General features: G+C 69.0%; 20 protein-coding genes. 11 read left to right on the top strand and 9 right to left on the bottom strand.

Going from position 1 to position 22,377, the window contains the following annotated elements; genetic code table 11:
* Positions 1-20 precede the first annotated feature (20 nt).
* The gene (locus INR38_RS00175; protein ID WP_228676846.1) at positions 21-698 is read left to right on the top strand and encodes a glutathione S-transferase family protein; all 678 of its coding nucleotides are present in this window, start codon (positions 21-23) and stop codon (positions 696-698) included.
* Between the two features lie 24 nt (positions 699-722).
* Here the strand turns inward: INR38_RS00175 and INR38_RS00170 are convergent, their stop codons facing one another.
* Genes INR38_RS00170 through INR38_RS00160 form a run of 3 tightly spaced genes read right to left on the bottom strand, consistent with a single transcriptional unit; the run spans position 723 to position 6,621 of the window.
* Positions 723-2,204, bottom strand: coding sequence for an efflux transporter outer membrane subunit (locus INR38_RS00170; RefSeq protein WP_207442465.1), 1,482 nt, complete (start codon positions 2,202-2,204; stop codon positions 723-725).
* A 5-nt stretch (positions 2,205-2,209) separates the two neighbouring features.
* The gene (locus INR38_RS00165) at positions 2,210-5,365 is read right to left on the bottom strand and encodes a multidrug efflux RND transporter permease subunit (RefSeq protein WP_207442466.1); all 3,156 of its coding nucleotides are present in this window, start codon (positions 5,363-5,365) and stop codon (positions 2,210-2,212) included.
* A gap of 26 nt (positions 5,366-5,391) precedes the next feature.
* Entirely contained in the window at positions 5,392-6,621 is a 1,230-nt protein-coding gene (locus INR38_RS00160; protein WP_207442467.1) for an efflux RND transporter periplasmic adaptor subunit, read from the bottom strand.
* Positions 6,622-6,758: 137 nt separating this feature from the next.
* Between INR38_RS00160 and INR38_RS00155 the strand changes: the two genes are divergently transcribed.
* Both INR38_RS00155 and INR38_RS00150 read left to right on the top strand, forming a co-directional pair.
* The gene (locus INR38_RS00155) at positions 6,759-7,325 is read left to right on the top strand and encodes a TetR/AcrR family transcriptional regulator (protein ID WP_034397250.1); all 567 of its coding nucleotides are present in this window, start codon (positions 6,759-6,761) and stop codon (positions 7,323-7,325) included.
* Between the two features lie 144 nt (positions 7,326-7,469).
* Positions 7,470-8,384, top strand: a complete 915-nt coding sequence (locus tag INR38_RS00150; RefSeq protein WP_043821638.1) for a LysR family transcriptional regulator — start codon at positions 7,470-7,472, stop codon at positions 8,382-8,384.
* On the opposite strand, the gene acnD is transcribed toward INR38_RS00150, so the two are convergent.
* The 3 genes from acnD to INR38_RS00135 all read right to left on the bottom strand — a co-directional run bounded on the left by acnD (position 8,372) and on the right by INR38_RS00135 (position 12,625).
* Complete coding sequence (gene acnD / locus INR38_RS00145) at positions 8,372-10,999, bottom strand: Fe/S-dependent 2-methylisocitrate dehydratase AcnD (protein ID WP_207442468.1); 2,628 nt, start codon at positions 10,997-10,999, stop codon at positions 8,372-8,374. The two genes, INR38_RS00150 and acnD, sit on opposite strands and share 13 nt — an antisense overlap.
* 61 nt (positions 11,000-11,060) lie before the next feature.
* On the bottom strand, positions 11,061-12,230 hold the full coding sequence (gene prpC / locus INR38_RS00140; protein ID WP_207442469.1) for a 2-methylcitrate synthase: 1,170 nt from the start codon (positions 12,228-12,230) through the stop codon (positions 11,061-11,063).
* Entirely contained in the window at positions 12,227-12,625 is a 399-nt protein-coding gene (locus INR38_RS00135; protein ID WP_043821632.1) for an acyl-CoA thioesterase, read from the bottom strand. Before INR38_RS00135 ends, prpC begins: the two co-directional genes overlap by 4 nt.
* Positions 12,626-12,742: 117 nt before the next feature.
* On the opposite strand from INR38_RS00135, the gene INR38_RS00130 reads away from it, so the two are divergent.
* Positions 12,743-14,155, top strand: coding sequence for a short-chain fatty acyl-CoA regulator family protein (locus tag INR38_RS00130; protein WP_207442470.1), 1,413 nt, complete (start codon positions 12,743-12,745; stop codon positions 14,153-14,155).
* A gap of 36 nt (positions 14,156-14,191) precedes the next feature.
* Here the strand turns inward: INR38_RS00130 and INR38_RS00125 are convergent, their stop codons facing one another.
* Complete coding sequence (locus INR38_RS00125; RefSeq protein ID WP_207442471.1) at positions 14,192-15,157, bottom strand: PA2169 family four-helix-bundle protein; 966 nt, start codon at positions 15,155-15,157, stop codon at positions 14,192-14,194.
* A gap of 332 nt (positions 15,158-15,489) precedes the next feature.
* Between INR38_RS00125 and INR38_RS00120 the strand changes: the two genes are divergently transcribed.
* The gene (locus INR38_RS00120) at positions 15,490-15,840 is read left to right on the top strand and encodes a hypothetical protein (protein WP_043821710.1); all 351 of its coding nucleotides are present in this window, start codon (positions 15,490-15,492) and stop codon (positions 15,838-15,840) included.
* Positions 15,841-15,904: 64 nt separating this feature from the next.
* Here INR38_RS00120 and INR38_RS00115 read toward each other — a convergent pair whose 3' ends face one another.
* Positions 15,905-16,111: a hypothetical protein gene (locus INR38_RS00115; protein WP_013800491.1), complete on the bottom strand. Its 207-nt coding sequence runs from the start codon at positions 16,109-16,111 to the stop codon at positions 15,905-15,907.
* 271 nt (positions 16,112-16,382) lie between these two features.
* On the opposite strand from INR38_RS00115, the gene INR38_RS00110 reads away from it, so the two are divergent.
* The 3 genes from INR38_RS00110 to INR38_RS00100 are packed head-to-tail and all read left to right on the top strand — an operon-like array spanning position 16,383 to position 17,523.
* The gene (locus INR38_RS00110) at positions 16,383-16,706 is read left to right on the top strand and encodes a hypothetical protein (RefSeq protein ID WP_013800490.1); all 324 of its coding nucleotides are present in this window, start codon (positions 16,383-16,385) and stop codon (positions 16,704-16,706) included.
* 27 nt (positions 16,707-16,733) lie between these two features.
* Positions 16,734-17,255 carry a low affinity iron permease family protein gene (locus INR38_RS00105; RefSeq protein ID WP_207442472.1) on the top strand — a complete coding sequence of 174 codons (522 nt, stop codon included), beginning with the start codon at positions 16,734-16,736 and terminating at the stop codon, positions 17,253-17,255.
* A gap of 34 nt (positions 17,256-17,289) precedes the next feature.
* Positions 17,290-17,523, top strand: coding sequence for a hypothetical protein (locus INR38_RS00100; protein ID WP_013800488.1), 234 nt, complete (start codon positions 17,290-17,292; stop codon positions 17,521-17,523).
* Positions 17,524-17,530: 7 nt separating this feature from the next.
* On the opposite strand, the gene INR38_RS28870 is transcribed toward INR38_RS00100, so the two are convergent.
* Complete coding sequence (locus INR38_RS28870; protein ID WP_207442473.1) at positions 17,531-18,409, bottom strand: c-type cytochrome; 879 nt, start codon at positions 18,407-18,409, stop codon at positions 17,531-17,533.
* 72 nt (positions 18,410-18,481) lie between these two features.
* On the opposite strand from INR38_RS28870, the gene INR38_RS00090 reads away from it, so the two are divergent.
* From INR38_RS00090 to INR38_RS00080, 3 genes are read left to right on the top strand one after another with little or no spacing between them, the layout of a single operon-like run.
* Positions 18,482-18,868, top strand: coding sequence for a c-type cytochrome (locus tag INR38_RS00090; RefSeq protein WP_013800486.1), 387 nt, complete (start codon positions 18,482-18,484; stop codon positions 18,866-18,868).
* The gene (locus INR38_RS00085; RefSeq protein ID WP_097205696.1) at positions 18,865-19,803 is read left to right on the top strand and encodes a c-type cytochrome; all 939 of its coding nucleotides are present in this window, start codon (positions 18,865-18,867) and stop codon (positions 19,801-19,803) included. Before INR38_RS00090 ends, INR38_RS00085 begins: the two co-directional genes overlap by 4 nt.
* Positions 19,782-22,331, top strand: coding sequence for a cbb3-type cytochrome c oxidase subunit I (locus INR38_RS00080; protein WP_207442474.1), 2,550 nt, complete (start codon positions 19,782-19,784; stop codon positions 22,329-22,331). The genes INR38_RS00085 and INR38_RS00080 overlap by 22 nt, the downstream gene beginning before the upstream one ends.
* Positions 22,332-22,377: the final 46 nt, after the last annotated feature.

Genomic DNA, 22,377 nt, shown 5'->3' with positions numbered 1-22,377 from the left:
CCTCGGCAGCCACGAGTAGCATGGCCGGCAGGATCACCACTGCGGAGAACGCCACCATGCTCAAGCTCTATGGTTTTTCCAGGGTCAATGCCGGCGCGCGCGGCCGCACGCGCGATCTGCGCGTGCTGTGGGCACTCGAAGAGATGCAGCTGCCCTTCGAGATCGCGGGCATGGACCATCCCGCGCACGACCTGAACACCGAGGCCTACCGCCGGCTCAGCCCCTTCGAGCAGATTCCTGCGCTGGACGATGACGGGCAGGTGATTTCGGAGTCGGCCGCCATCGTGCTGCATCTGGCCAGGAAGTGCGGCCGGCTGATGCCCTCCGATGCAACCGGCGAGGCCCAGGTGCTGCGCTGGTGCTTTGCAGCCATGAACACGGTGGAGCCGCCGCTGCTCAGCCTGATGGTGCTGGACTGGACGGCCGATGGCAGCTGCGGCAAGCACCGCGAATTCCTGGTGGGCTGGGCGCATCGCATGCTGGGCAACCTGGAGCGCTGGCTGGACGGGCGCCGCTTCATTGCCACCGACGAATTCACGGTGGCCGACATCCTGATGGCGCATGTGCTCGCCTGCATCCCGGACCGCACGCTGACCGCGCCCTGCCCCGCCGTGGAGGCCTACCGCGACAGATGCCTGGCCCGGCCCGCCTGGCAGCGGACCCTGGCGGCCTACAACGCGCGGGTGGAGGCGGCGTAGCCGGGGCCCAGGGCTGCTCGGTGCTCAGGGCTGCTGGACGGCCGCCACAGGCTGGGACTGCGGTGGTGACGGCGGCGGCGCAGTCCAGCTGCCGCCCAGCACGCGGAACAGCTGGGCCAGCGCCAACTGCCGCTGGGTCACGGTATCGATGTAGGCGCTTTCATTGGCGAAGGCGTTGCGCTGGGCGTCCAGGTAGCGCAGATGGTCGTCCACCCCCGCCTGGTAACGGGCCTGCGCCAGCCGCAGGCTTTCGCGGCTGCTGTCGCGCAGCGCCAGGTGCGCGGCTTCCTCGCGGCGCAGCGTGTCGGTGGCGGCCAGCGCGTCGGCCACTTCACGGAAGGCGGTCTGGATGGCCTGCTCGTAGGCTGCCACGGCCATGTCCTTGCGCAGCACGGCCAGGTCGAGGTTGGCGCGGTTGCGCCCCCCGTCGAAGAGGGGCAGCGTGACCTGGGGAGTGAACGACCAGGCGCGCTGGCCCGAGCGGAACAGGTCGGACAGATCGGCGCTGGACGATCCCAGGAAGCCGGTGAGCGAGATGCGCGGGAAGAAGGCCGCGCGCGCCGCACCAATATCCGCGCTGCGCGCGCGCAGCCGGTGCTCGGCCGCCTGGATGTCGGGGCGGTGGATGAGCAGTTCGGAAGGCGTGCCGGCCGACAGGTCCTGCAGCAGCATGGGTACATCGGATGGCTGGGACGGTTGGGACGACTCTGCGGACAGGTACGGCCCCAGATCCTCCAAGCCCGTCAGCAGCAGCAGGGCGTTGCCGGCCTGGCGCAGCTCGCGTTCGCTGCGTTCCACGTCGGCGCGGGCCTGGGCGGCCAGGCCCAGGGCGTCCTGGTGGTCCAGGGCCGTGGCCGTGCCCGCCTGGCGCCGCTGCGCGGTCAGGCGCAGCGAGGATTCACGGCTTTGCAGCGTGCGCTGCGCCAGTTGCAGCCGGCGCAGGGCCCCGTCGCGGGACAGGTAGGCCTGCACCACTTCGGCGCCCAGGCTGATGCGGGCGGCGCGCGCGGCCTCTTCGGTGGCCAGGTACTCGCCCAGGGCGGCTTCGGACAGGTTGCGCACGCGGCCGAACAGGTCCAGCTCGAAGGCGGCCACCCCCAAACCGGCCTGCCAGCTGCCCTGCACCTGCGGCTGGCCCGTGGCATTCATGTCGCCCGGCAGGCGCTGGCGCGTGCCGCCGCCCTGCAGGCCCACGCCCGGCAGCCGGTCGGCGCGCTGCACCTGGTACAGGGCGCGTGCCGCCTCCACGTTGAGCAGGGTCTGGCGCAGATCGCGGTTGTGGGCCTGGGCCAGGTCCACCAGCTGGCGCAGCTGGCGGTCGGCGATGAAGCTGTTCCAGTCCAGCGTGGCCGCCGACGAGGACAGCACGGGCGCCGCATCCTGTTGCGGCCACTGCGTGGGAATGGGCGCCTGCGGACGCTGGTGGACCGGGGCGAGGGAGCAGCCCGCCAGCACCAGGCTGGCGGCCAGGGCGCACAGGGCGCGTGGGAAGAAGTGCATGGACATGGCGCTTACTCGATGGGGGTTGCCGGGGCCTGCAGGGCAGGCGGGGTGCCAGCCGGCGCCTTGCGCCGGAACAGGGACAGCACCCAGACGAAGAAGACGGGAACGAAGACCACCCCCAGCAGCGTGGCCGACAGCATGCCGCCGATCACGCCGAAGCCGATGGCGGCCTGGCTGGAGGCGCCCGCGCCCGAAGCCAGCGCCAGCGGCACCACGCCCAGAATGAAGGCCAGCGAGGTCATGACGATGGGCCGAAAGCGCAGCCGCGCCGCCTGCAGCGCGGCCTGCGCCAGGCTGTGCCCCTGCGCATGCAGGTCCCTGGCGAACTCCACGATCAGGATGGCGTTCTTGGCCGCCAGGCCGATGATGGTGATCAGGCCCACCTTGAAGTACACGTCGTTGGACAGGCCCACGGCCGAGGTGGCCAGCACCGATCCCAGCGCGCCTATGGGCACGATCAGCATCACGGCGGCGGGAATGCTCCAGCTCTCGTACAGGGCCACCAGCAGCAGGAACACCACCACGATGGCCAGCGCGAACAGCTTGGGCGCCTGGGCACCGGCAGCTTTCTCCTGGAAGGACAGGGCCGTCCACTCGTAGCCTATGCCGCGCGGCATCTCGGCCATGATGCGTTCCAGCTCGGCCATGGCCTCGCCCGTGGTGTGGCCGGGCCTGGCGTCGCCCGAGATGCGGAAGGCCGGATAGCCGTTGTAGCGCGAGATCTGCACCGGCCCGCTTTCCCAGCGCACCGAGGCAAAGGCCGACAGCGGCACCTGCTGCCCGCCGGCGTTGGGCACGTGCAGGCGCAGGATGTCCTCGGGCCGCGCGCGGGCCTGGGAATCGGCCTGCACCACCACGCGCTGCAGGCGGCCCGCGTTGGGGAACTCGTTGATCACGGCCGAGCCGTAGGCGGTGGACAGGGCCGTGTTGATGGCGCTGAAATCCACGCCCTGGGCCTGCGCCTTGCGCCGGTCGATGTCCAGCCGCAGCTGGGGCGCATCCTCCAGGTTTTCCATCATGGCGTAGGCAATGATGGGCGAGGCATTGGCCTTGGCCAGCAGCTGCTCGCGCGCGGCGATCAGGGCCTCGCGGCCCAGGTTGGCGCGGTCCTGCAGGCGCAGCGCAAAGCCGCCGGAGTTGCCCAGGCCGTCGATGGGCGGCGGGTCCACGGCCATGACGGTGCCGTCGGACAGGCGGGCAAAGCGCTGGTTGAAGGCCTGCACCTCGTCCCACGACGCCTGCCCGGCGCCGCGCACCGACCAGTCCTTGAGCGTGACGAAGGCCAGGGCCGCGTTCTGCCCCATGCCCGAGAAGCTGTAGCCCATCAGGAACTCGGCCTGGGCCGTGGCGGGGCGGCCCTGGATGTAGTCCTCCATGTCCTTGACCATGGCCTTGGTGCGCTCCGTGGTGGCGCCCGGCGGCAGCTGCACGCCGACGATGTAGTAGCCCATGTCCTCGTAGGGCACGAAGGATTCGGGCATGCGCGTGTACGCCACGCCCAGCCCGGCCACGATGGCGGCATACACCAGCATGCAGCGCCCGGCGCGGCGCACCAGCCGCTGGTTGAGCAGGTCGAAGCGCTCGGTCAGGGCTGCGAAGCGGCGGTTGAACCAGCCGAAGAAGCCCTTGCGCTCGGCGTGGTGGCCCTTGGCAATGGGCTTGAGCAGCGTGGCGCACAGCGCCGGCGTGAAGGTCAGCGCCAGCAGGCCCGAGAACAGGATGGACACGGCCAGCGACAGCGAGAACTGCCGGTAGATCACGCCCACCGAGCCGCTCATGAAGGCCAGCGGCAGGAACACGGCCACCAGCACCAGGGTGATGCCGACGATGGCGCCCGAGAGCTGCTGCATGGCCTTGACCGTGGCGGCCAGCGGCGACAGCCCCTCCTCGGCCATGAGGCGCTCCACGTTCTCCACCACCACGATGGCGTCGTCCACCAGGATGCCGATGGCCAGCACCATGCCGAACATGGTCATCATGTTCACCGAAAAGCCCAGCGCATACATCACGCCCAGGGTGCCGGCCAGGCAGACGGGCACGACGATGGTGGGAATCAGCGTGTAGCGCAGGTTCTGCAGGAACAGCCACATCACCAGGAACACCAGCGCCACGGCCTCCACCAGGGTCTGGATGACCTTGCCGATGGCCACTTCCACGAAGCGCGAGGTGTCATAGGGCACGGCGTACTGGATGCCGGCGGGGAAAGTCTGCGACAGCTCGGCCAGGCGCGCCTTGACGGCCTTGGCGGTCTGCATGGCGTTGGCGCCGGGCGCCAGCTGCACGGCGGCGGCCACGCCCTGGCGGCCGTCCTCGCGCGAGGAAAAGCTGTAGTCCAGCTGGCCGACCTCCAGCCGCGCCACATCGGCCAGGCGCACGGCCGAGCCATCGGCCCTGGCACGCAGCACGATCTGTCCGAACTCCTCGGGCGAGGCCAGCGTGCCCTTGACGGCAATGGTGGCGCTCAGCTCCTGGCCGGGCCCTGCGGGCGAGGCGCCAAAGCTGCCGGCCGGCACCTGCGCGTTCTGGGCGGCGATGGCCGCGTTCACGTCCGCCACCGACAGGCCGTAGCCCAGCAGCTTGCCCGGATCGACCCAGACGCGCATGGCCACATCGGCCGCGAAGAACTGCACCTTGCCCACGCCGGGCACGCGGCGGATCTCGTTGTTGATGTTGCGCACGGCGTAGTCGGACAGGGCCACCTCGCTGTTGCCGCTGCCGCCGCTGCCGTCCTTGTAGGTCAGCGAGTAGATCATCAGGAAGTTGGCGCTGGCCTGCTCGACCTGCAGGCCCATCTGCATCACGGACGCGGGCAGGCGCGCCTCGGCCTTCTTGATGCGGTTTTGCACCTCCACCTGGGCCAGCGCGGGCTCGGTGCCCGGGGCGAAGGTGGCCGTGATCTCGGCCAGGCCCGTGGAGCCGCTGGAGGAGTCGAAGTACAGCAGCCCCTTGGTGCCGTTGAGCTCCTCCTCGATGACGCTGGTCACCGACTCCATCACCGTGGTGGCGGAGGCGCCCGGGTAGTTGGCGGTGATCGAGATCTGCGGCGGCGCCACGTTGGGAAACTGGGAGACGGGCAGCGCCGGTATGGCCAGCAACCCGGCGAGCATGATGAAGATGGCCACCACCCAGGCGAAGTTGGGGCGGTTGATGAAGAACTTGGACATGGTCTATTCCTTGGGCAGGCGCCGGCTCAGTCGCTGGACGTGGCGGAGCTGCCGGAGGCGCTGAAGGTGCCGGACAGCCCCGCCGTAGGGGAGGCCGCGGCATCGGAAAGGGCCGTGACCTGAACCCGCGCCCCGGGCTGCAGGCCCGCCATGCGGCCCACCACCACGCGCTCGCCGCCCTTGAGGCCTGCGCTGATCTGCCACTGCGCGCCATGCATGGCCGCAGTCTGCACGGGGCGCATCTGCAGCGTGTCCTGGCCATCCACCACCAGCACGTGGGCCTGCCCGTCGGTGCTGCGCTGCACGGCCCGCTGCGGCACCAGGATGGCGGCAGGGTCCACGCCCTGGCCCACAGTCACGCGCACATACATGCCGGGCAGCAGCATGCCGTCGCGGTTGTCGAAGCGCCCGCGCAGCGCCATCTGGCCCGTGCCGCGGTCCACCGTCACATCCGAGAACAGCAGCCGCCCCGTGCGCTGCAGGCCCGTGCCGTCCACCTTCAGGGAGACCGGCGTGCCGTCCTTGCCCGCTGTCTGTGCCAGGCGGCCCTCGGCCAGGGCCGCGCGCAGGCGCTGGGCTTCGGCCACGGGCTGCTGGAAGTCGGCATAGACCGGGTCGAGCTGCTGGACCAGCGCCATGGGCGTGGCCTCGCCCTGGCCCACCAGGGCGCCCTCGGTGACCAGTGCACGGCCGATGCGGCCCGCGATCGGCGCCCTGACCGTGGCGTATTCCAGGTTCAGGGCGGCCGCCTGCACCTCGGCCTGGGCGGACTGCCGCGCGGCCTGGGCCGCCTGCAGGCGGGCCTGCATGGCCTCGAAGTCCTGGCGGCTGACCGCCTCCTGGGCCACCAGCGGCGCGTTGCGGCCGACCACGGCACGCGCATCGAGCAGGGCCGCCTCGGCGCTGGCCAGCTGGCCCTGGGCGCGGGACAGCGCGGCGCGCAGGGGCGCCGGGTCGATCTGGAACAGCACCTGGCCGGCCCGGACATCGGCACCTTCCTCGAAATGGCGGCGCAGCACGATGCCGGCCACCCGCGCACGCACCTCGGCCACGCGCACGGGCTCGATACGGCCCGGCAGCTCGCTGGACAGGGCCAGCGGCGCGGGCTGCACGGTGACGGCCTGCACCACCGGCAGCGCGTCACCCGCTGCGGCCGGAGCCTCGTTGCGGCCGCAGCCCGTTGCCAGGGCGGCCAGGGCGGCCAGCACCAGGGCCGCCAGCGGCAGGCCACGTCGCTTGTTCAGACGCATGCTCATGTTCACAACCTGATTGAGTTCGATACGAAGGCCGCGATGGTACATATTCGAATCAAATGAGTCAACATCGATTCATTTGATGCTTTAAAACATCAACAGATAAAATCCATGCACTTTCCAAGGAGGCATGACAAGCGATGACGAGCACCAAGCAAGAGGACGAAGGCAAGCTGCTGGGCGCACTGGCACTGGCGCTGCTGGACGATCCCAAGGCCAATCTGCAGGAGCTGGCACGCGCCATCGGCATCAGCAAGGCCACGCTCTACCGCTTCTGCCCCACGCGCGACCAGCTCATCGACCGGCTCATAGGGCATGCGGCCGACACCCTGTCGCGCGCCATGCACGCGGCCGAGCTGGAGCGCCACGCGCCGCTGGAGGCGCTGCGCCGCCTCACCGCCCACTGCCAGGACCACCAGACGCTGCTGCTGTTCCTGATGTATTTCTGGCGCTCCGACATCTCGGTGGTCGGCCAGATAGAGAGCGAATGGGTGGCGGCCATGGATGCCTTTTTCCTGCGCGGCCAGCAGGCCGGCGTGTTCCGCATCGACATCACGGCCGCGGCCATGACCGAGCTGTGGCTTTCCATGGCCGTGGGCCTGCTGGATGCGGAACGGCGCGGCCGTGTTGCGCGGGCCAGCGTGGCGGCCGTGATGGAGCAGTCCTTCCTGCACGGCGCCCTGCAGCCCGGCGCACCGGCCGCGTAGCGCGCCGGGCGCCGATGGGGGAAACCGAGGTGATGAATGATGGTCATGCACTGCTTTCAATCGATGAAGGCAGCCATGGAATGGATTCGCATCAATGAACTAGAATTTTTCTAGTTCAAAAATCCATGAATTTTTCTCACCAACATGTTGGAACGCACCCACCTCGCCATCGTCCGTGAAGTCGAAAAACAGGGCTCGCTGACGGCGGCGGCCGGCGTGCTGTGCGTGACGCAGTCGGCGTTGAGCCACAGCATGAAGAAGCTGGAGCAGCAGCTGGGCACGGACATCTGGCTGCGCGAAGGCCGCAGCCTGCGCCTGACGCAGGCCGGCCAGTACCTGCTGGCCGTGGCCCAGCGCGTGCTGCCTCAGCTGGACCTGGCCGAGGAGCGGCTGCGCCAGTTCGCCCAGGGCGAGCGCGGCGCGCTGCGCATCGGCATGGAGTGCCATCCCTGCTACCAGTGGCTGCTCAAGATCGTCGCGCCCTATCTGGCGAGCTGGCCCGATGTGGATGTGGATGTGAAGCAGAAATTCCAGTTCGGCGGCATCGGCGCGCTGTTCGGCTACGAGATCGACCTGCTGGTCACGCCCGATCCGCTGTTCAAGACGGGCCTGGAGTTCGTGCCCGTGTTCGACTACGAGCAGGTGCTGGTGGTCTCCAGCGCGCATGCGCTGGCAGGGGCCGATTTCGTGGAGGCCGCCCAGCTCGCGCCCGAGGTGCTGATCACCTATCCCGTGCCCATGGACCGGCTGGACATCTACAACCAGTTCCTCATGCCGGCCGGCATCACGCCGCGCCGCCAGAAGGCCATAGAGACCACGGACATCATGATGCAGATGGTGGCCAGCGGCCGGGGCGTGGCGGCCCTGCCGCGCTGGCTGGTGCAGGAGTACGCGGGCAAGCTGGACGTGGTTCCCGTGCGCCTGGGCGCCAAGGGCATTGCCAAGCAGATCTTCCTGGGCGCGCGCGTGGCGGACCTGCAGACCGACTATCTGCAGGCCTTCATCGAGCTGGCGCGCCAGCCGCTGGCCGCTGGCACGCTCCCTGCTCAGGCTGCCTGAGCCTGCGCCAGGAAGTCCTGGGCAAAGCGCTGCAGCACGCCGCCCGCCTCGTAGACCGATACCTCCTCGGCCGTGTCCAGCCGGCAGGTCACGGCCACGCGCAGCGTCTGGCCGCTTCTTCGTTCAATCACCAGAGTGAGTTGTGTGCCCGGCGTGCGCTCGCCTTCCACGCCATAGACCTCCGTGCCGTCCAGCCCCAGGGTCTTGCGGTCGGTGCCCGGCAGGAACTGCATCGGCAGCACGCCCATGCCGATGAGGTTGGTGCGGTGGATACGCTCGAAGCCTTCGGCCACCACCGCCTCCACGCCCGCCAGTCGCACGCCCTTTGCGGCCCAGTCGCGGCTGGAGCCCTGGCCGTAGTCGGCGCCCGCGATGATGATCAGCGGCTGGCGGCGGTTCAGGTAGGTTTCCATGGCCTCCCACATGCGCACCACGCGCCCTTCGGGCTCGATGCGCGCCAGCGAGCCCTTGTGCTGCACGCCGTCGATGACGGCCATTTCGTTGACCAGCTGCGGGTTGGCGAAGGTGGCGCGCATGGCCGTCAGGTGGTCGCCGCGATGGGTGGCGTAGGAGTTGAAGTCTTCCTCGGGCAGGCCCATGCGCGCCAGGTATTCGCCCGCCGCGCTGTCGGCCAGGATGGCGTTGGAGGGCGACAGGTGGTCGGTGGTGATGTTGTCGGGCAGCAGGGCCAGCGGCCGCATGTTGCGCAGCGTGCGCGGGAAGGCCGCCAGCGCGCCCACGCCTTCGGTGTCCCAGTAGGGCGGGCGGCGGATGTAGGTGGACTGCGGGCGCCAGTCGTACTGGGGCAGAGCCTTGTCTCCATCGTCCTTGCGGATGGCGAACATGGGTTCGTAGACGGTGCGGAATTGCGCAGGTTTGACCGATTGCTCGACGATGGCGTCGATCTCCTCGTCGGAGGGCCACAGGTCCTTGAGGCGGATCTCGCGGCCGTCCACCACGCCCAGCACGTCCTGCTCGATGTCGAAGCGGATGGTGCCCGCCAGCGCATAGGCCACGACCAGCGGCGGCGAGGCCAGGAAGGCTTGTTTGGCCTGGGGATGGATGCGCCCGTCGAAGTTGCGGTTGCCCGAGAGCACGGCCGTGGCGTAGAGGTCGCGCTCGATGATTTCCTGATGGATCCTGGGGTCCAGCGCGCCGCTCATGCCGTTGCAGGTGGTGCAGGCAAAGGCGACGATGCCAAAGCCCAGCTGCTCCAGCTCGGTAAGCAGCCCGGCCTCCTTCAGATACAGCTCCACGGCCTTGGAGCCCGGCGCCAGCGAGGACTTGACCCAGGGCTTGCGCGTGAGACCCAGGCGATTGGCATTGCGCGCCAGCAGCGCCGCGGCGATGACGTTGCGCGGGTTGCTGGTGTTGGTGCAGCTGGTGATGGCCGCGATGATGACGGCCCCATCGGGCATCAGGCCCTGGCTTTCCTGGGCGCGGGCGGCCTGCAGCTTGGCCGCATCGGCAATGCCGCGCTCGGCCAGGGCCGAGGTGGGCAGGCGCCGGTGCGGATTCGAGGGGCCGGCCATGTTGCGCACCACGGTGGACAGGTCGAACTGCAGCACGCGCTCGTACTGCGCATCGGCCAGGCTGTCGCTCCAGAAACCTGCGGTGCGCGCATAGGCTTCGACCAGGCGCACCTGGGCCTCGTCGCGGCCGGTCAGGCGCAGGTAGGCCAGCGTCTGGTCGTCAATGGAGAACATGGCCGCCGTGGCGCCGTACTCGGGGCACATGTTGGAGATGGTGGCGCGGTCGCCAATGCTCAGGCTGTCGGCGCCCTCGCCAAAGAATTCCACATAGGCGCCCACCACCTTTTGCTGACGCAGGAATTCGGTCAGGGCCAGCACGATGTCGGTGGCCGTGATGCCCGCCTGGCGCCGGCCCGTGAGGCGCACGCCCACGATCTCGGGCATGCGCATCCAGCAGGCGCGGCCCAGCATGACGTTCTCGGCCTCCAGCCCGCCCACGCCCACGGCGATCACGCCCAGCGCGTCCACATGGGGCGTGTGACTGTCCGTGCCCACGCAGGTATCGGGGAAGGCCAGGCCATCCTGTACGGTCACCACGGGGGACATCTTCTCCAGATTGATCTGGTGCATGATCCCGTTCCCTGCAGGGATCACATCCACGTTGGCAAAGGCCTTCTTCGTCCACTCGATGAAGTGGAAGCGGTCCTCGTTGCGGCGGTCCTCGATGGCGCGGTTCTTCGCAAAGGCGTCGGGATCGAAGCCGCCGCACTCCACGGCCAGCGAGTGGTCCACGATGAGCTGCACGGGCACGACGGGGTTGACCTGGGCCGGGTCGCCGCCTTCGGCCGCGATGGCGTCGCGCAGGCCGGCCAGGTCCACCAGGGCCGTCTGGCCCAGGATGTCGTGGCAGACCACGCGCACGGGGTACCAGGGAAAGTCGATGTCGCGCCGGCGCTCGATCAGCTGCAGCAGGTAGCCGTCCAGCTGCGCGGGATCGGCGCGGCGCACAAGGTTCTCGGCGTGGACGCGGGCGGTGTAGGGCAGGCGTGCCCAGGCGCCGGGCGAGAGGGCATCGACGGCGGCGCGGGCGTCGATGTAGTGCAGCGTGGTGCCGGGCAGGGGTTTCTTGTGGGTGTGGTTCATGGGGCGGATGCAATGCGGGCGGGCCTGCAGCCCGCCCGCCTAGGTTCAGGACAGCGGCGGCTCAGGCGCGCGCATCGAGGGGCACGAACTTCTGGTCCTCCGGCCCCGTGTAGTTGGCGCTGGGGCGGATGATCTTGTTGTCCTGGCGCTGCTCGATCACGTGCGCTGCCCAGCCGCTGGTGCGCGCGATCACGAACAGCGGCGTGAACATGGCCGTGGGCACGCCCATCATGTGGTAGCTGACGGCGCTGAACCAGTCCAGGTTGGGGAACATCTTCTTGACCTCCCACATCACCGATTCCAGCCGGTCGGCAATGTCGTACATGCGGGTGGTTCCCGCCTCGTCGGACAGGCGCTTGGCCACGCCCTTGATGACCACGTTGCGCGGGTCGCTGACGGTGTAGACCGGGTGGCCGAAGCCGATGACCACTTCCTTGGCATCGACGCGGCGGCGGATGTCGGCCTCGGCCTCGTCGGGCGTGTCGTAGCGCTTCTGGATCTCGAAGGCCACCTCGTTGGCGCCGCCATGCTTGGGGCCGCGCAGCGCACCGATGGCGCCTGCGATGGACGAATACATATCGCTGCCCGTGCCCGCGATCACGCGCGCCGTGAAGGTGGAGGCGTTGAACTCATGCTCTGCATAGAGGTTGAGCGAGGTGTGCATGGCGCGCACCCAGCCTTCGGAAGGCCGGTGGCCGTGCAGCAGGTGCAGGAAGTGGCCGCCGATGGAGTCGTCATCGGTCTCCACCTCGATGCGCCGGCCCGAATTGCTCCAGTGGTACCAGTACAGCAGCATGGAGCCCAGGCTGGCCATGAGCCGGTCGGCGATGTCGCGGGCACCCGCCAGGTTGTGGTCGTCCTTTTCGGGCAGCACGCAGCCCAGGGCCGAGACGCCGGTGCGCATCACGTCCATCGGGTGGGCGCCGGCAGGCAGCTGCGCCAGCGCCTGCCTGACGCTGGCCGGCAGGCCGCGCAGCGCCTGCAATTTGGTCTTGTAGGCCTGCAGTTCGGGGCGCGTGGGCAGCTTGCCGTGCACCAGCAGATGGGCGATTTCCTCGAACTCGCAGACCTCGGCAATGTCCAGGATGTCGTAGCCGCGATAGTGCAGGTCGTTGCCCGAGCGGCCCACGGTGCACAGCGCCGTGTTGCCGGCGGTCACGCCCGACAGGGCCACGGACTTCTTGGGCTTGAATGCGGACGCAGATGGCGCGTCGATGATCGTGGTATTCATGGAAGGGTCTCCTGGTTCAGATAGGAATGGGCAATGGCGGCAGGAAGGCCGTTGTGGTCGACAGCCACCATCTCGAACAGGCCCTTGAGCACGTCCTCGCAGGCAATGCCCGGCGCCTGGGCCGATGCGGTGACGCAGACCGTCATGGAGCTGCGCCCTACCCGGCTGACCCAGCCGCGCAGGACGATCTCGTGGCCCACGGGCACGGGCGCCAGGAAGTCCACGCCGGTGACGGCGGCCATCACCACCTCGCGCTGCGCCAGGCTGCGCGCTGCCAGAAAGGCGGCCTTGGCCATGAGCTGCAGGCCCTGGCCTGCGAACAGCGTGCCGTGGTGGTTGGCCAGCGCGGGCAATACCAGTTCGCGCAGCTCGGCGGTTCCAGCGGGTGTTGTCATGCTTCGCAATCTACGCAAAATAGCGGCTCAGCCATAGGGCTGAAAAGGCGAATTCTTGCGAAACGAATCCCACGATATTGCGAATTCTGCGAATAACAGCCACCCGAGGAAACAGGCATGAAGAAGACATTCATGGGAGTCAAGCTGCGCAAACTGCGCGCGGAGCACGGCCTGTCCCAGATCGCCCTGGCCCACGCGCTGGGCCTGTCGCCCAGCTACCTGAACCAGCTGGAGCAGAACCAGCGGCCGCTGACGGTGTCGGTGCTGCTCAAGCTCAACCGTGCGCTGGGCGTCGATATCCAGCAGTTCTCGGAGGACGAGGAGGCGCGCCTGGTCGCCGGCCTGCGCGAGGCCCTTGCCGAGGCGCCCGAATCCATTGCCCTGCCCGAGCTGCAGGAAGTCGCCGCGCAGATGCCCGCCCTGGGGCGTGCGGTGATGGCGCTGCACCGCCGCCATCTGGAAGCCCTGGAGCGCATCGAGAGCATGTCGCTCAGGCTGGGCGATGACCGCTCGGACATGCCGGTGGCGCGCACCATGCCGTTCGAGGCCGTGCGCGATTTCTTCTTTGCGCACCAGAACTACTTCGATGAAGTGGACCGCGCGGCCCAGGCCCTGGCCGGCGAGGCGCGCGCGGACGCGGGCCATCTGGCGGACTGGCTGGTCCGGCGGCTGCAGCAGCGCCACGGTGTTCAGGTGCATCGCTCGGAAGACTCCCGGCAAAGCCAGCGCCGCTTCGACCCGGCCACGCGCTCGCTGTGGCTGTCCTCGGCGCTGGAGCCTGCGCAACAGGCCTTCCAGCTGGGCACGCAGCTGGCCTTGCTGGAGATGGGCGATACGCTGGACCGGCTGATCGCCACCGCCGCCTTCCAGGGCGATCCGGCGTCATGCAAGCTGGCCCGCGTGGGCCTGGCCAACTACTTTGCGGGCGCGCTGCTGCTGCCCTACGACCTGTTCCTGGAGGCGGCCGAGCAACTGCGCTACGACATCGATCTGCTGGGCCAGCGCTTTGGCGTGGGCTTTGAAACCGTCTGCCACCGCCTGAGCACGCTGCAGCGGCCGGGCGCACCGGGCGTGCCCTTCTTCTTCGTGCGCGTGGACCGCGCGGGCAATATTTCCAAGCGCCAGTCGGCCACGCATTTCCACTTCAGCCGCACGGGCGGCACCTGCCCGCTGTGGACGGTGTACGAGGCCTTCGGCCAGCCCGACCAGGTGCTGCGCCAGCTGGCCAGCATGCCCGATGGACGGCGCTACCTGTGGATTGCACGCTCGGTCTCGCATGGGCAGCGCGGCTATGGTTCGCCGCGCAAGACCTTCTCCATCGGCCTGGGCTGCGACATACGCCATGCCGCGCGCCTGGTCTATGCCAAGGGGCTGGACCTGGGCGACCCGGAATCGGCCACGCCCATCGGCATGGGCTGCAAGGTCTGCGAACGCGACCAGTGCACGCAGCGCGCCTTTCCCTATGTGGGAAAGGCGCTGCATGTGGATGAGAACGCCAGCCGCTTTGCGCCCTATGGCGTGGGCGGCTGACGATTCCGTGGCCCGCGCGGTGCGCGGGATGCGCGGTCAGGCTGCGCTGCGGTAACGGTCGCGCAGGTCGCGCACTTCATCGTGGTTGCGCTGGGCACCCTGTGCCTGGCGCTCCACCACCACGCGCACGGCCGGTGGCAGCGGTTGCTTGAGCGCCTTGCGGTACTGGGCGAGGGCGGAGTCCTCGCCGCGCTCGCATTCCTCCAGCACCGCCTTGTCGTCCTGCGAGGTCAGGGCCGTCTTCACGGACACCCAGCCCCGGTGCAGCGCGCCAGCCACCGTGCCGCCCGATGCCGGCTCTCCGCCGAGCCTGCGGATTTCCGCTTCCAGCTCCCGCGCGGCAACACCGCACTCGGTGGAATGGCGCATGAACAGGGCCTTGAGGTCGGGCGAGTCGGCGTTCTCGGAGGAGGTGCGAAAGCCGTACTCGCCATCGCGGCAGGATTCAAGCAGGTCGTTGAGCACGTCCACCACATCGTCGTTGTCGATATCGCCCGTATAGGCGGGGGCGACGATGGTGCCCGTCTCGTCACGGACATCAGGGCTGCCTGCGCGCGCCCAGGCGGCGCGGGCTGCGGGCCGGGCCTGGTCCCAGTCCAGATGGCTGGCGCCACGGCGCGTGGTCCATTCGCGCTCCCATTCGGCGTCGAAGGCATCGAAGTCGGCATCGCGGCGTGCGGCGGCAGCGTTCCAGCCCAGCTCGTAGGCGGGACGGTATTCCTCGTAGCTGCGGCCAGCCACGTAATAGGGCTCGCTCTGGTAGGCATCGCGCCAGTAGGCATCTTCAACCGTGGGGTTCACGGCCTCGGCTGCACCCTTGCCGGCCAGCCCGCCGACCACGGCACCGGCCACGCCGCCCACTGCAGCGCCGATGGGGCCACCCATTGCGCCGAATGCAGCGCCGGTGACGGCGCCGCCTGCTGCGCCTATGCCGGTGCCCACCGGGTGCGCGCCGGGTGCGTCGGACAGCGGGTCACGGTTTGCGGGGTTCGATTGCGTCATGGAATGTGCTCCTTGGCAGTTGAAAGTGATTCCTATGCTGATGGCCGCGGCGGCCGTCCGGCGTGCGCGCTTGCGGCCATGTGCCGTAGGAACGCAGCGTCCTGCCCTTGCGGACATCGCGCCAGCGGCCTGTGGCCATTTTTCGCACCCCGGCGCAGGGCAAACACAGGGCAATCGACGTGCCTGCCGGCCCTCCCGCATCGGACTGCATCCGAGCGCATCGGCACGCTCCTACCTCCAGGAAAGTGCTGTGCCCACCCCCGCTGCAAGCCCGCGCAGGCAGGCTTGGTCCATGACCCGGCCACGGTGGCCGGACCCCCTTGGAGATCACCATGCGCACCCCGAACAACACGGCTGCCACCGGCAGCGACACTCCCCGTATCGACCGCAGCGAAGACGCCAGCGCCGACCTGCCCGAAGGCAAGGACATCAACGAGCACCTGAGCGCGGAAAAGGATGTGGCCGATTCCATCGCCGAGGCCTCGGCGCACCGTTTCGACGACATGCCACAGGACGGCCCGCTGAACTTCGACGATGGAACCGACATGGGCCACCCGCGCGGCAACACGCAGCGCGAAGGCGGCACCTGGCAGGCCGAGGGCGCGGACAGCGGCAGCCTCAGGCCGCCCGCCGAAATCCTGTCCGACCGCAATGGTCCCAGCGACCGCAAGAACGGGCGGTGATGCACCCTCGCATGCCATGAAAAAAGGGCACCCGAGGGTGCCCTTGTCGCGAGGAACCGGCAATTCATCCAGCGCCGCGGTCACCGCCTGGGCCGCCGCCCTTGTTCTGGCGCGTCTGGGCCTGGTTGCCGCTGCCGACATGGGCCTCGCGGTCATGGCGGCTTTCGGGCGTTCGCTGGCCTTCGTTCCTTTGCGTGGGCGGCTTCGCGCCCTGGCGGTTGTGATCGTTCTCCACCTTGCCCTTGCCGGGCTCCTGTCTGTCGCTGCTCATATCGCGCTCCTTGTCTAGGGTGCCGGGCCCCATCGCTGCAGGGCCGGCCTTCCAGTCTAGGCAGCGCGCAAGGCCCAGGCAGCGGGTCATGGGCGCCCGCCGGCGTGGGGCGTCTCCCACAGGGCAAACGACGTGCCTGAGAACGGCGTTCATGCGCGAGGCATCTTTTCGTTCCTGCGCTTTCGGCGTGGTCCCACGGCGGCTGCGCACGGGCAAAGAGACCATGGCCCAAGCGCCGCCTGCGCAGGCCCGCGAACGAAAGGAAGACGCCATGAAAGACAAGACCCCATCCGCATCCAAGTCCTCTGCACCCACACAGGCGAAGCCGTCGGGCGATGGCCAGACCAAGCTGCCCGGCCAGGTGGGCAAGGCGCCCCATGCGCCCGGCGAATCCGATGCAGCCGACGCATCTGAACAAGGCCTGCGCCTTCCGCACGAGCGCGACCAGAGCCTGGACGCCACCAGCGATGCGCCCGATCCGGTGATGCGACAGGCCCATGACGACATTGTTTCCGGCCAGGTGGATACCGACATGCGGCAGACGCCGGGACTGGATGCCGAGCGGCGCAAGAAGATGGTGCGCAAGCAGCCTTGATCGATTTTTTCCGGACGGTTTTCCCCCATGCAAAGCACAAGTTCCACACCAAGCCGCCGCACACCGGGAGACGCCCTGGGCTCCATGCCCGAGACCAGCAGTGCCTCGTATGCCGACCACTCGCGCCTGCTGTCGGCCTTCGATCATTTCGCCAGCAGGGTGACGCGCTGGGCCGGCACGCCCATGGCCTTTTGCGTGGCCCTGCTCTGCGTGGCCGTATGGGCCGTGGCGGGGCCGATGTTCCACTTCTCGGAGAACTGGCAGCTGGTCATCAACACGGGCACGACCATCGTGACCTTTCTGATGGTGTTCCTCATCCAGCAAAGCCAGAACAAGGACAGCGTGGCCCTGCACCTGAAGCTCAACGAGCTGCTGGCAGCCAACAAGATTGCCAGCAACCGCATGATCGGCATCGAGGGGCTGGACGAGGAACAGCTGCAGCAAGTGGCGTCCTTCTACGTCAACCTGGCCGCCCGCGCGCGCGAAAGCGGAGCCTGCAAGGAATGCCACTCCATCGACGAGGACGACCCGGCACGGCCCGGCAACTGAGGCGGCCTGACTGCACTCCATCCAGGTAGAACCCATGCCAGACATTCCCGATTGGCTCCAGTGGCCTGCCTTTGCGGCCTCCCTCATCGGCGCATGGTGGGTGGGCTCGCGTTCCGCCGGGCGGCGCAATGTGGGCTTCTGGATCCTGATGCTCAGCAATGTGCTGTGGGCGCTGTGGGGATGGTCCTCCGGCGCCTGGGCACTGGTGACGCTGCAGGCCTGCCTGGCCATCACCAACATCCGCGGCTCCATCAAAGCCGAGCGTTGAGCCAGCGCTAGCGCAAGCTGGCCAGGTAGGCAGCAATGTCCCGTGCATCCTGCTCGGCGACCCCCATGGCGGGCATGGCGGTTCCTGGCTTGACGGCGTCGGTCTGCACCAGCCAGCGCACCATGTTGTCGGGTGTGTTGTCCAGCACGCCGGCAATGCGGGTACGGCGCGCCATGCCGTCCAGCGGCGGCCCCACCTGCGGGCTGGCCTGGGCCTGGCCCGCCACCGTGTGGCAGCCCACACAGGCGTACTGGTACAGGGCCCGCTGCCCGCGCACGGCATCCCCGGGCCGCAGCGCCTGCACGGGCGGCCTGCACGGCTGGAAGGCATCGTCCCGGCCCGCGTGTCCTGCGGAGCCCACCACCCAGTCCTGCCCCGCCATCGCGGCGAACTGCGGTGGCGACAGCTGCGGCATCTTCTGCACGAAGGCGACCACCGCCCAGAGATCGTCCTCCGACAGGCGAAATTCCCAGGAAGGCATGCCCGTCATCTTCAGCCCGTTGCGCGTGAGCCAGTACAGCTGGCCGGCGTTCCATCGCTGCGTGGCGTCGATCAGGGGGCCGGGCAGCGGCTGCATGCCCTGGCCCGCCGCCCCCTGGGCCACGCCGGGGCCGCCGTGGCACTGCACGCAGTGCTGGCGATAGCACTGCGCACCGCGCGCCAGCATGGCTTCGTCCGCCGCGCGCGGCGGCTCCAGGCCCCGCGCGTGGTAGCGCACGGACTGGCGCATGGCAATGTCCAGCAACTGGTAGACCGGCTTCAGGTGCTGGCGATTGGCGGCCACGTTGTAGACGCCGCTGGACACCAGGGCAGCAGCCAGCCCCGCTGCCCCGCAGGCAACGGCCAAAAGCGTGAGTGCCACGGTGCGCAGCTTGGTGGAGGCCATGAGAAATTGTCCTACCCACCCTGCTGCGCGAATGTCAGCAGATCCTGATTGGGGACGCGGAATAATTTCCCCATGCCCGAGGCGCTCCCCTCCTTCCTGCACCGGCGCCAGCGAGTCGCCGCAAGCCTGTGCGCCGCCTTCTGGCTTGCGTGCGGCGGTGCGGCAGCTGGCCAGGAAAGCGCGTCGGTCGAGCGCGGCAGGCTCCTGCTGGCCCAGTACCGCTGCGGCAGCTGCCACAGCATTCCGGGGGTGGCCGATGCCCGGGGACGGGACGCCACGCCGCTGGACGGCTTCGGGCGGCGCAGCTATATCGCCGGGCGGCTGCCCAACCTTCCGGACCTCCTGAGCGCCTGGATCGTGCACCCGCAGGCACTGGTGCCCTCCACCACCATGCCGTCGCTGGGCGTATCGGCCGCGCAGGCGCGCGACATGGCGGCCTACCTGGGCAGCCTCCAATGAGCGGCACGGCGGCCGCCACCCCCCAGTCATCGCTGCATGCGGGCAGCGTGCAGGCGGCCTCGTTCGGAGAACTCAGTGCCGTGCTGTCCGTGGGCGCGGCGGCGCTGCTGCTGGGCGTGATGCTGCTGCTGGCCCTGTCGCTGGGCCGCGCGCGCCCGGTGCGCGTGCGCCTGTGGCTGGTCGGTGGCGGCATCGCCCTGCCCGTTGCCGTGCTGACAGCCCTGTTCTTCTACGGAGAAAGCCGCCGCCCCGACTGGCGCCCCATGCCCCCGGCCGACGCATTGGTGGTGACCGTGACGGCACACCTGTGGTGGTGGGACATACGCTACAGCGATCCGCGCACGGGCGCCGAGTTCGTGACGGCCAACGAGGTCCGGCTGCCCGTGGGCCGGCCCGTGTACTTCGCGCTGGCCAGCGGCGATGTGATCCACAGCTTCTGGGTGCCGGCACTGGGCGGAAAAATGGACATGGTGCCGGGCCGTCTGCAGCACCTGCTGGTACAGCCCACAACCGAGGGCCGCTGGCGCGGGCAATGCGCCGAGTATTGCGGCGAGCAGCATGCGCGCATGGCGCTCGACGTACTGGTGGTGGCGCCCCAGGCGTTCGAGCGCTGGTCCGCCGCGCAGGCGCGGCCCGCCTCCGTTGCCGAGAACCACCCGGGGCTGCAGGCCTTCGAGAAGCACCGCTGCAGCTTCTGCCACCGCGTGCGCGGCGTGGCCGACGAGGCCTCGCGCGGCCTGGGGCCGGACCTGACCCATGTGGGCGGCCGCTTGTCGCTGGCCGCCGCCAGCCTGCCCAACACGCCGCAGAACCTTCGCTCCTGGATCACCCATACGCAGCAGCTCAAGGCCGGGGCGCGCATGCCCTCGGGCGCCGGGCGTGTGCCCGACCACGAACTGGAAGACATCGCCGCATGGCTGAGCACCCTGAAATAGATGCTGCCCCGCCGCACGGCTTTCCCAGCGCCCTGCCCCGCCCCGCCGGCGAGCGCGAAGCACTGGAGCGTGCCTGGGCACGCCCGCGCGGCTGGCGCATTTTCAGCGCCGTGAACAACACGCAGATCGGCGCCTTCTACATCGTGACGGCTCTGCTGTTCTTCGTGCTGGGCGGCATCCTGGCGCTGGTGATGCGCGTGCAGCTGGCCGTGCCAGACAACGACCTGCTGGACGCCGCCACCTACAACCAGATGTTCACCATGCACGGCACGGTGATGATGTTCCTGTTCGCCGTGCCCGTGGTGGAGGCGATTGCAGTCTTTCTGCTGCCGGGCATGCTGGGCGCCCGGGACCTGCCCTTTCCCCGGCTGTCCGCCTATGCCTTCTGGGCCTATGCGATCGGCGGCCTGGCGTTCTTCTGCACCATCTTCTGGGGTGTGTCGCCCGATGGCGGCTGGTTCATGTACCCGCCGCTCACGAACAAGCAGTACTCGCCCGGCATCGGCGCGGACTTCTGGCTGCTGGGCATCGGCTTCATCGAGATCTCGGCGATTGCGGGCGCCATCGAGCTGATCGTCGGCATCCTCTTCACGCGCGCACCGGGCATGACGCTGGGCCGGATGCCGGTGTTCGCCTGGGCCACCCTGGTCAGCGCGCTGATGATCGTGTTCGCCTTCCCGGCCGTGATCGCGGCCACCACGCTGCTGGAGCTGGAGCGCGCCTTCGACTGGCCCTTCTTCAATCCGCAGTCCGGCGGCGACCCGGTGCTCTGGCAGCATCTCTTCTGGTTCTTCGGCCACCCGGAGGTCTACATCATCTTCCTGCCTGCGGCCGGCATGGTGTCCATGATGGTGCCCGCCATGGCAGGCACGCCCCTGGTGGGCCAGCGCGCCGTGGTCTGGGCGCTGGCCGGCGTGGGCGTGGTCAGCCTGCTGCTGTGGATACACCACATGTTCGCGGCCGGCCTGGGGCTGACGGCGCTGCTGCTGACTTCCATCGCCAGCTTCGTGGTGGCCATTCCGAGCGGGCTTCAGGTCTTCGCCTGGATTGCCACCTTCTGGCAGGGCCGCGTGCGCATGGACACGCCCACGCTGTTCCTGCTGGGCTTTCACCTCATCTTCGTTCTGGGCGGGCTGACGGGGGTGATGGTGGCCGTGATTCCGTTCGACTGGCAGGCGCATGACAGCTACTTCATCGTCGCCCACCTGCACTACGTGCTGATCGGCGGCATGGTGTTCCCCGTGTTCGCGGCCCTGTACTACTGGCTGCCCGTGTTCAACGGCGCGGCGCTGTCCGAGCGGCTGGGACGCTGGATATTCGCCCTGCTGTTCGGCGGCTTCAACATCGCCTTTTTCCCCATGCACCTGACAGGCCTGCTGGGCATGCCGCGCCGTGTCTACACCTACGCGGACGCGCTGGGCTGGAACGGGCTGAACCTGCTGTCCACCGTGGGCGCCTTCATCTTTGCGCTGGGCGTGCTGCTGCTGTTCATCGACGTGGCCCGGGCCGTGCGCCGGCCGGACCGCGACCATGGCAATCCCTGGCGCGCAGGCACGCTGGAATGGCTGCCGCCGCGCGAGTACGGCGTGCGCAGCATTCCCGAAGTGCGCGGCACCGAGCCGCTGTGGGACAGGCCATCGCTGGCGCAGGAAGTGGAGGAAGGGCGCTACTGGCTGCCCGGCACCGTCTTCGGCGACCGGGAAACCCTGCTCACCGATGCGCGCAGCGCCCGGCCCGTGCAGCTGCTGCGCCTGCCCACCGACGGCTGGCCGCCGCTGCTGGCCGCAGCGGGCACGGCCGCCTTCTTTTTGCTGCTGACCGTGGAATGGGTGGCGCTGGCCTTTGCCTGCGGCCTGGGCGCCATCGCCGCCATGCTGGCCTGGATCTGGCAACTGGACCGCACTGCGCCGGCCCCACGGGCCGAGGTGGCCACGGGCGTCTTCCTGCCCGTGCAGCCGGCCGGCAGGCGATCGCATTCCTGGTGGGCCGTGCTCATCCTGTGCACCGTGGACTTCACGGTCTTCGCCTCCTTCGCCTATGCCTACATCCACCTGTCGATGGCGCTGGAGGTCTGCCCTCCGCCGGGCGCGGTCCTGCCCGCGCCCTCCCGGGCCATGGCCAACGTGCTGCTGCTGGCCGCCAGTGCCCTGCTGCTGCGGCACTGCACGCGCTCACCTTTGGGAGACGGACCGCACAGGCAGCGCCTGCTGCGTGCCTGCGCCTTGGGGGCCCTGGTGTGCGCGGTGGGGGCCTTTGGTCTGTCACTGGCAGGCCATCTGGACGCGGGGCTTTCACCGCGTGCGGACGGCTGGAGCGCGGCCGTGGGCGTCATCGTGGCCTACCAGGGCTTTCACTGCGTGCTGATGATGGTGCTGGGCGGCTTTTTGCTGGCCCGATCATGGTCCGGCCATCTGCAGCCCGGGGCGCGCGCCACGCTGGACAACGTGGGCCTGCTCTGGCAGGCCGCAGCCCTGCAGGGCATTCTGGGCGAGGCCATTTTGCGCCTGGTGCCGGCGCTCATGGGCTGACCGGGCCGCTTTCATCGAGAGACTGCGGCGCATGGCCGATCCCCGC

Source organism: Delftia sp. SD018 (assembly GCF_017355445.1).
Taxonomy (GTDB): Bacteria; Pseudomonadota; Gammaproteobacteria; order Burkholderiales; family Burkholderiaceae_C; genus Comamonas; species Comamonas acidovorans.
This window is presented reverse-complemented; position numbering and strand designations above follow the sequence as displayed.

Coding starts and splice junctions, on each gene's coding strand:
- INR38_RS00175 (WP_228676846.1), top strand. CDS start 21: ATGGCCGGCAGGATCACCACTGCGGAGAACGCCACCATGCTCAAGCTC.
- INR38_RS00170 (WP_207442465.1), bottom strand. CDS start 2,204: ATGTCCATGCACTTCTTCCCACGCGCCCTGTGCGCCCTGGCCGCCAGC.
- INR38_RS00165 (WP_207442466.1), bottom strand. CDS start 5,365: ATGTCCAAGTTCTTCATCAACCGCCCCAACTTCGCCTGGGTGGTGGCC.
- INR38_RS00160 (WP_207442467.1), bottom strand. CDS start 6,621: ATGAGCATGCGTCTGAACAAGCGACGTGGCCTGCCGCTGGCGGCCCTG.
- INR38_RS00155 (WP_034397250.1), top strand. CDS start 6,759: ATGACGAGCACCAAGCAAGAGGACGAAGGCAAGCTGCTGGGCGCACTG.
- INR38_RS00150 (WP_043821638.1), top strand. CDS start 7,470: ATGTTGGAACGCACCCACCTCGCCATCGTCCGTGAAGTCGAAAAACAG.
- acnD (WP_207442468.1), bottom strand. CDS start 10,999: ATGAACCACACCCACAAGAAACCCCTGCCCGGCACCACGCTGCACTAC.
- prpC (WP_207442469.1), bottom strand. CDS start 12,230: ATGAATACCACGATCATCGACGCGCCATCTGCGTCCGCATTCAAGCCC.
- INR38_RS00135 (WP_043821632.1), bottom strand. CDS start 12,625: ATGACAACACCCGCTGGAACCGCCGAGCTGCGCGAACTGGTATTGCCC.
- INR38_RS00130 (WP_207442470.1), top strand. CDS start 12,743: ATGAAGAAGACATTCATGGGAGTCAAGCTGCGCAAACTGCGCGCGGAG.
- INR38_RS00125 (WP_207442471.1), bottom strand. CDS start 15,157: ATGACGCAATCGAACCCCGCAAACCGTGACCCGCTGTCCGACGCACCC.
- INR38_RS00120 (WP_043821710.1), top strand. CDS start 15,490: ATGCGCACCCCGAACAACACGGCTGCCACCGGCAGCGACACTCCCCGT.
- INR38_RS00115 (WP_013800491.1), bottom strand. CDS start 16,111: ATGAGCAGCGACAGACAGGAGCCCGGCAAGGGCAAGGTGGAGAACGAT.
- INR38_RS00110 (WP_013800490.1), top strand. CDS start 16,383: ATGAAAGACAAGACCCCATCCGCATCCAAGTCCTCTGCACCCACACAG.
- INR38_RS00105 (WP_207442472.1), top strand. CDS start 16,734: ATGCAAAGCACAAGTTCCACACCAAGCCGCCGCACACCGGGAGACGCC.
- INR38_RS00100 (WP_013800488.1), top strand. CDS start 17,290: ATGCCAGACATTCCCGATTGGCTCCAGTGGCCTGCCTTTGCGGCCTCC.
- INR38_RS28870 (WP_207442473.1), bottom strand. CDS start 18,409: ATGGCCTCCACCAAGCTGCGCACCGTGGCACTCACGCTTTTGGCCGTT.
- INR38_RS00090 (WP_013800486.1), top strand. CDS start 18,482: ATGCCCGAGGCGCTCCCCTCCTTCCTGCACCGGCGCCAGCGAGTCGCC.
- INR38_RS00085 (WP_097205696.1), top strand. CDS start 18,865: ATGAGCGGCACGGCGGCCGCCACCCCCCAGTCATCGCTGCATGCGGGC.
- INR38_RS00080 (WP_207442474.1), top strand. CDS start 19,782: ATGGCTGAGCACCCTGAAATAGATGCTGCCCCGCCGCACGGCTTTCCC.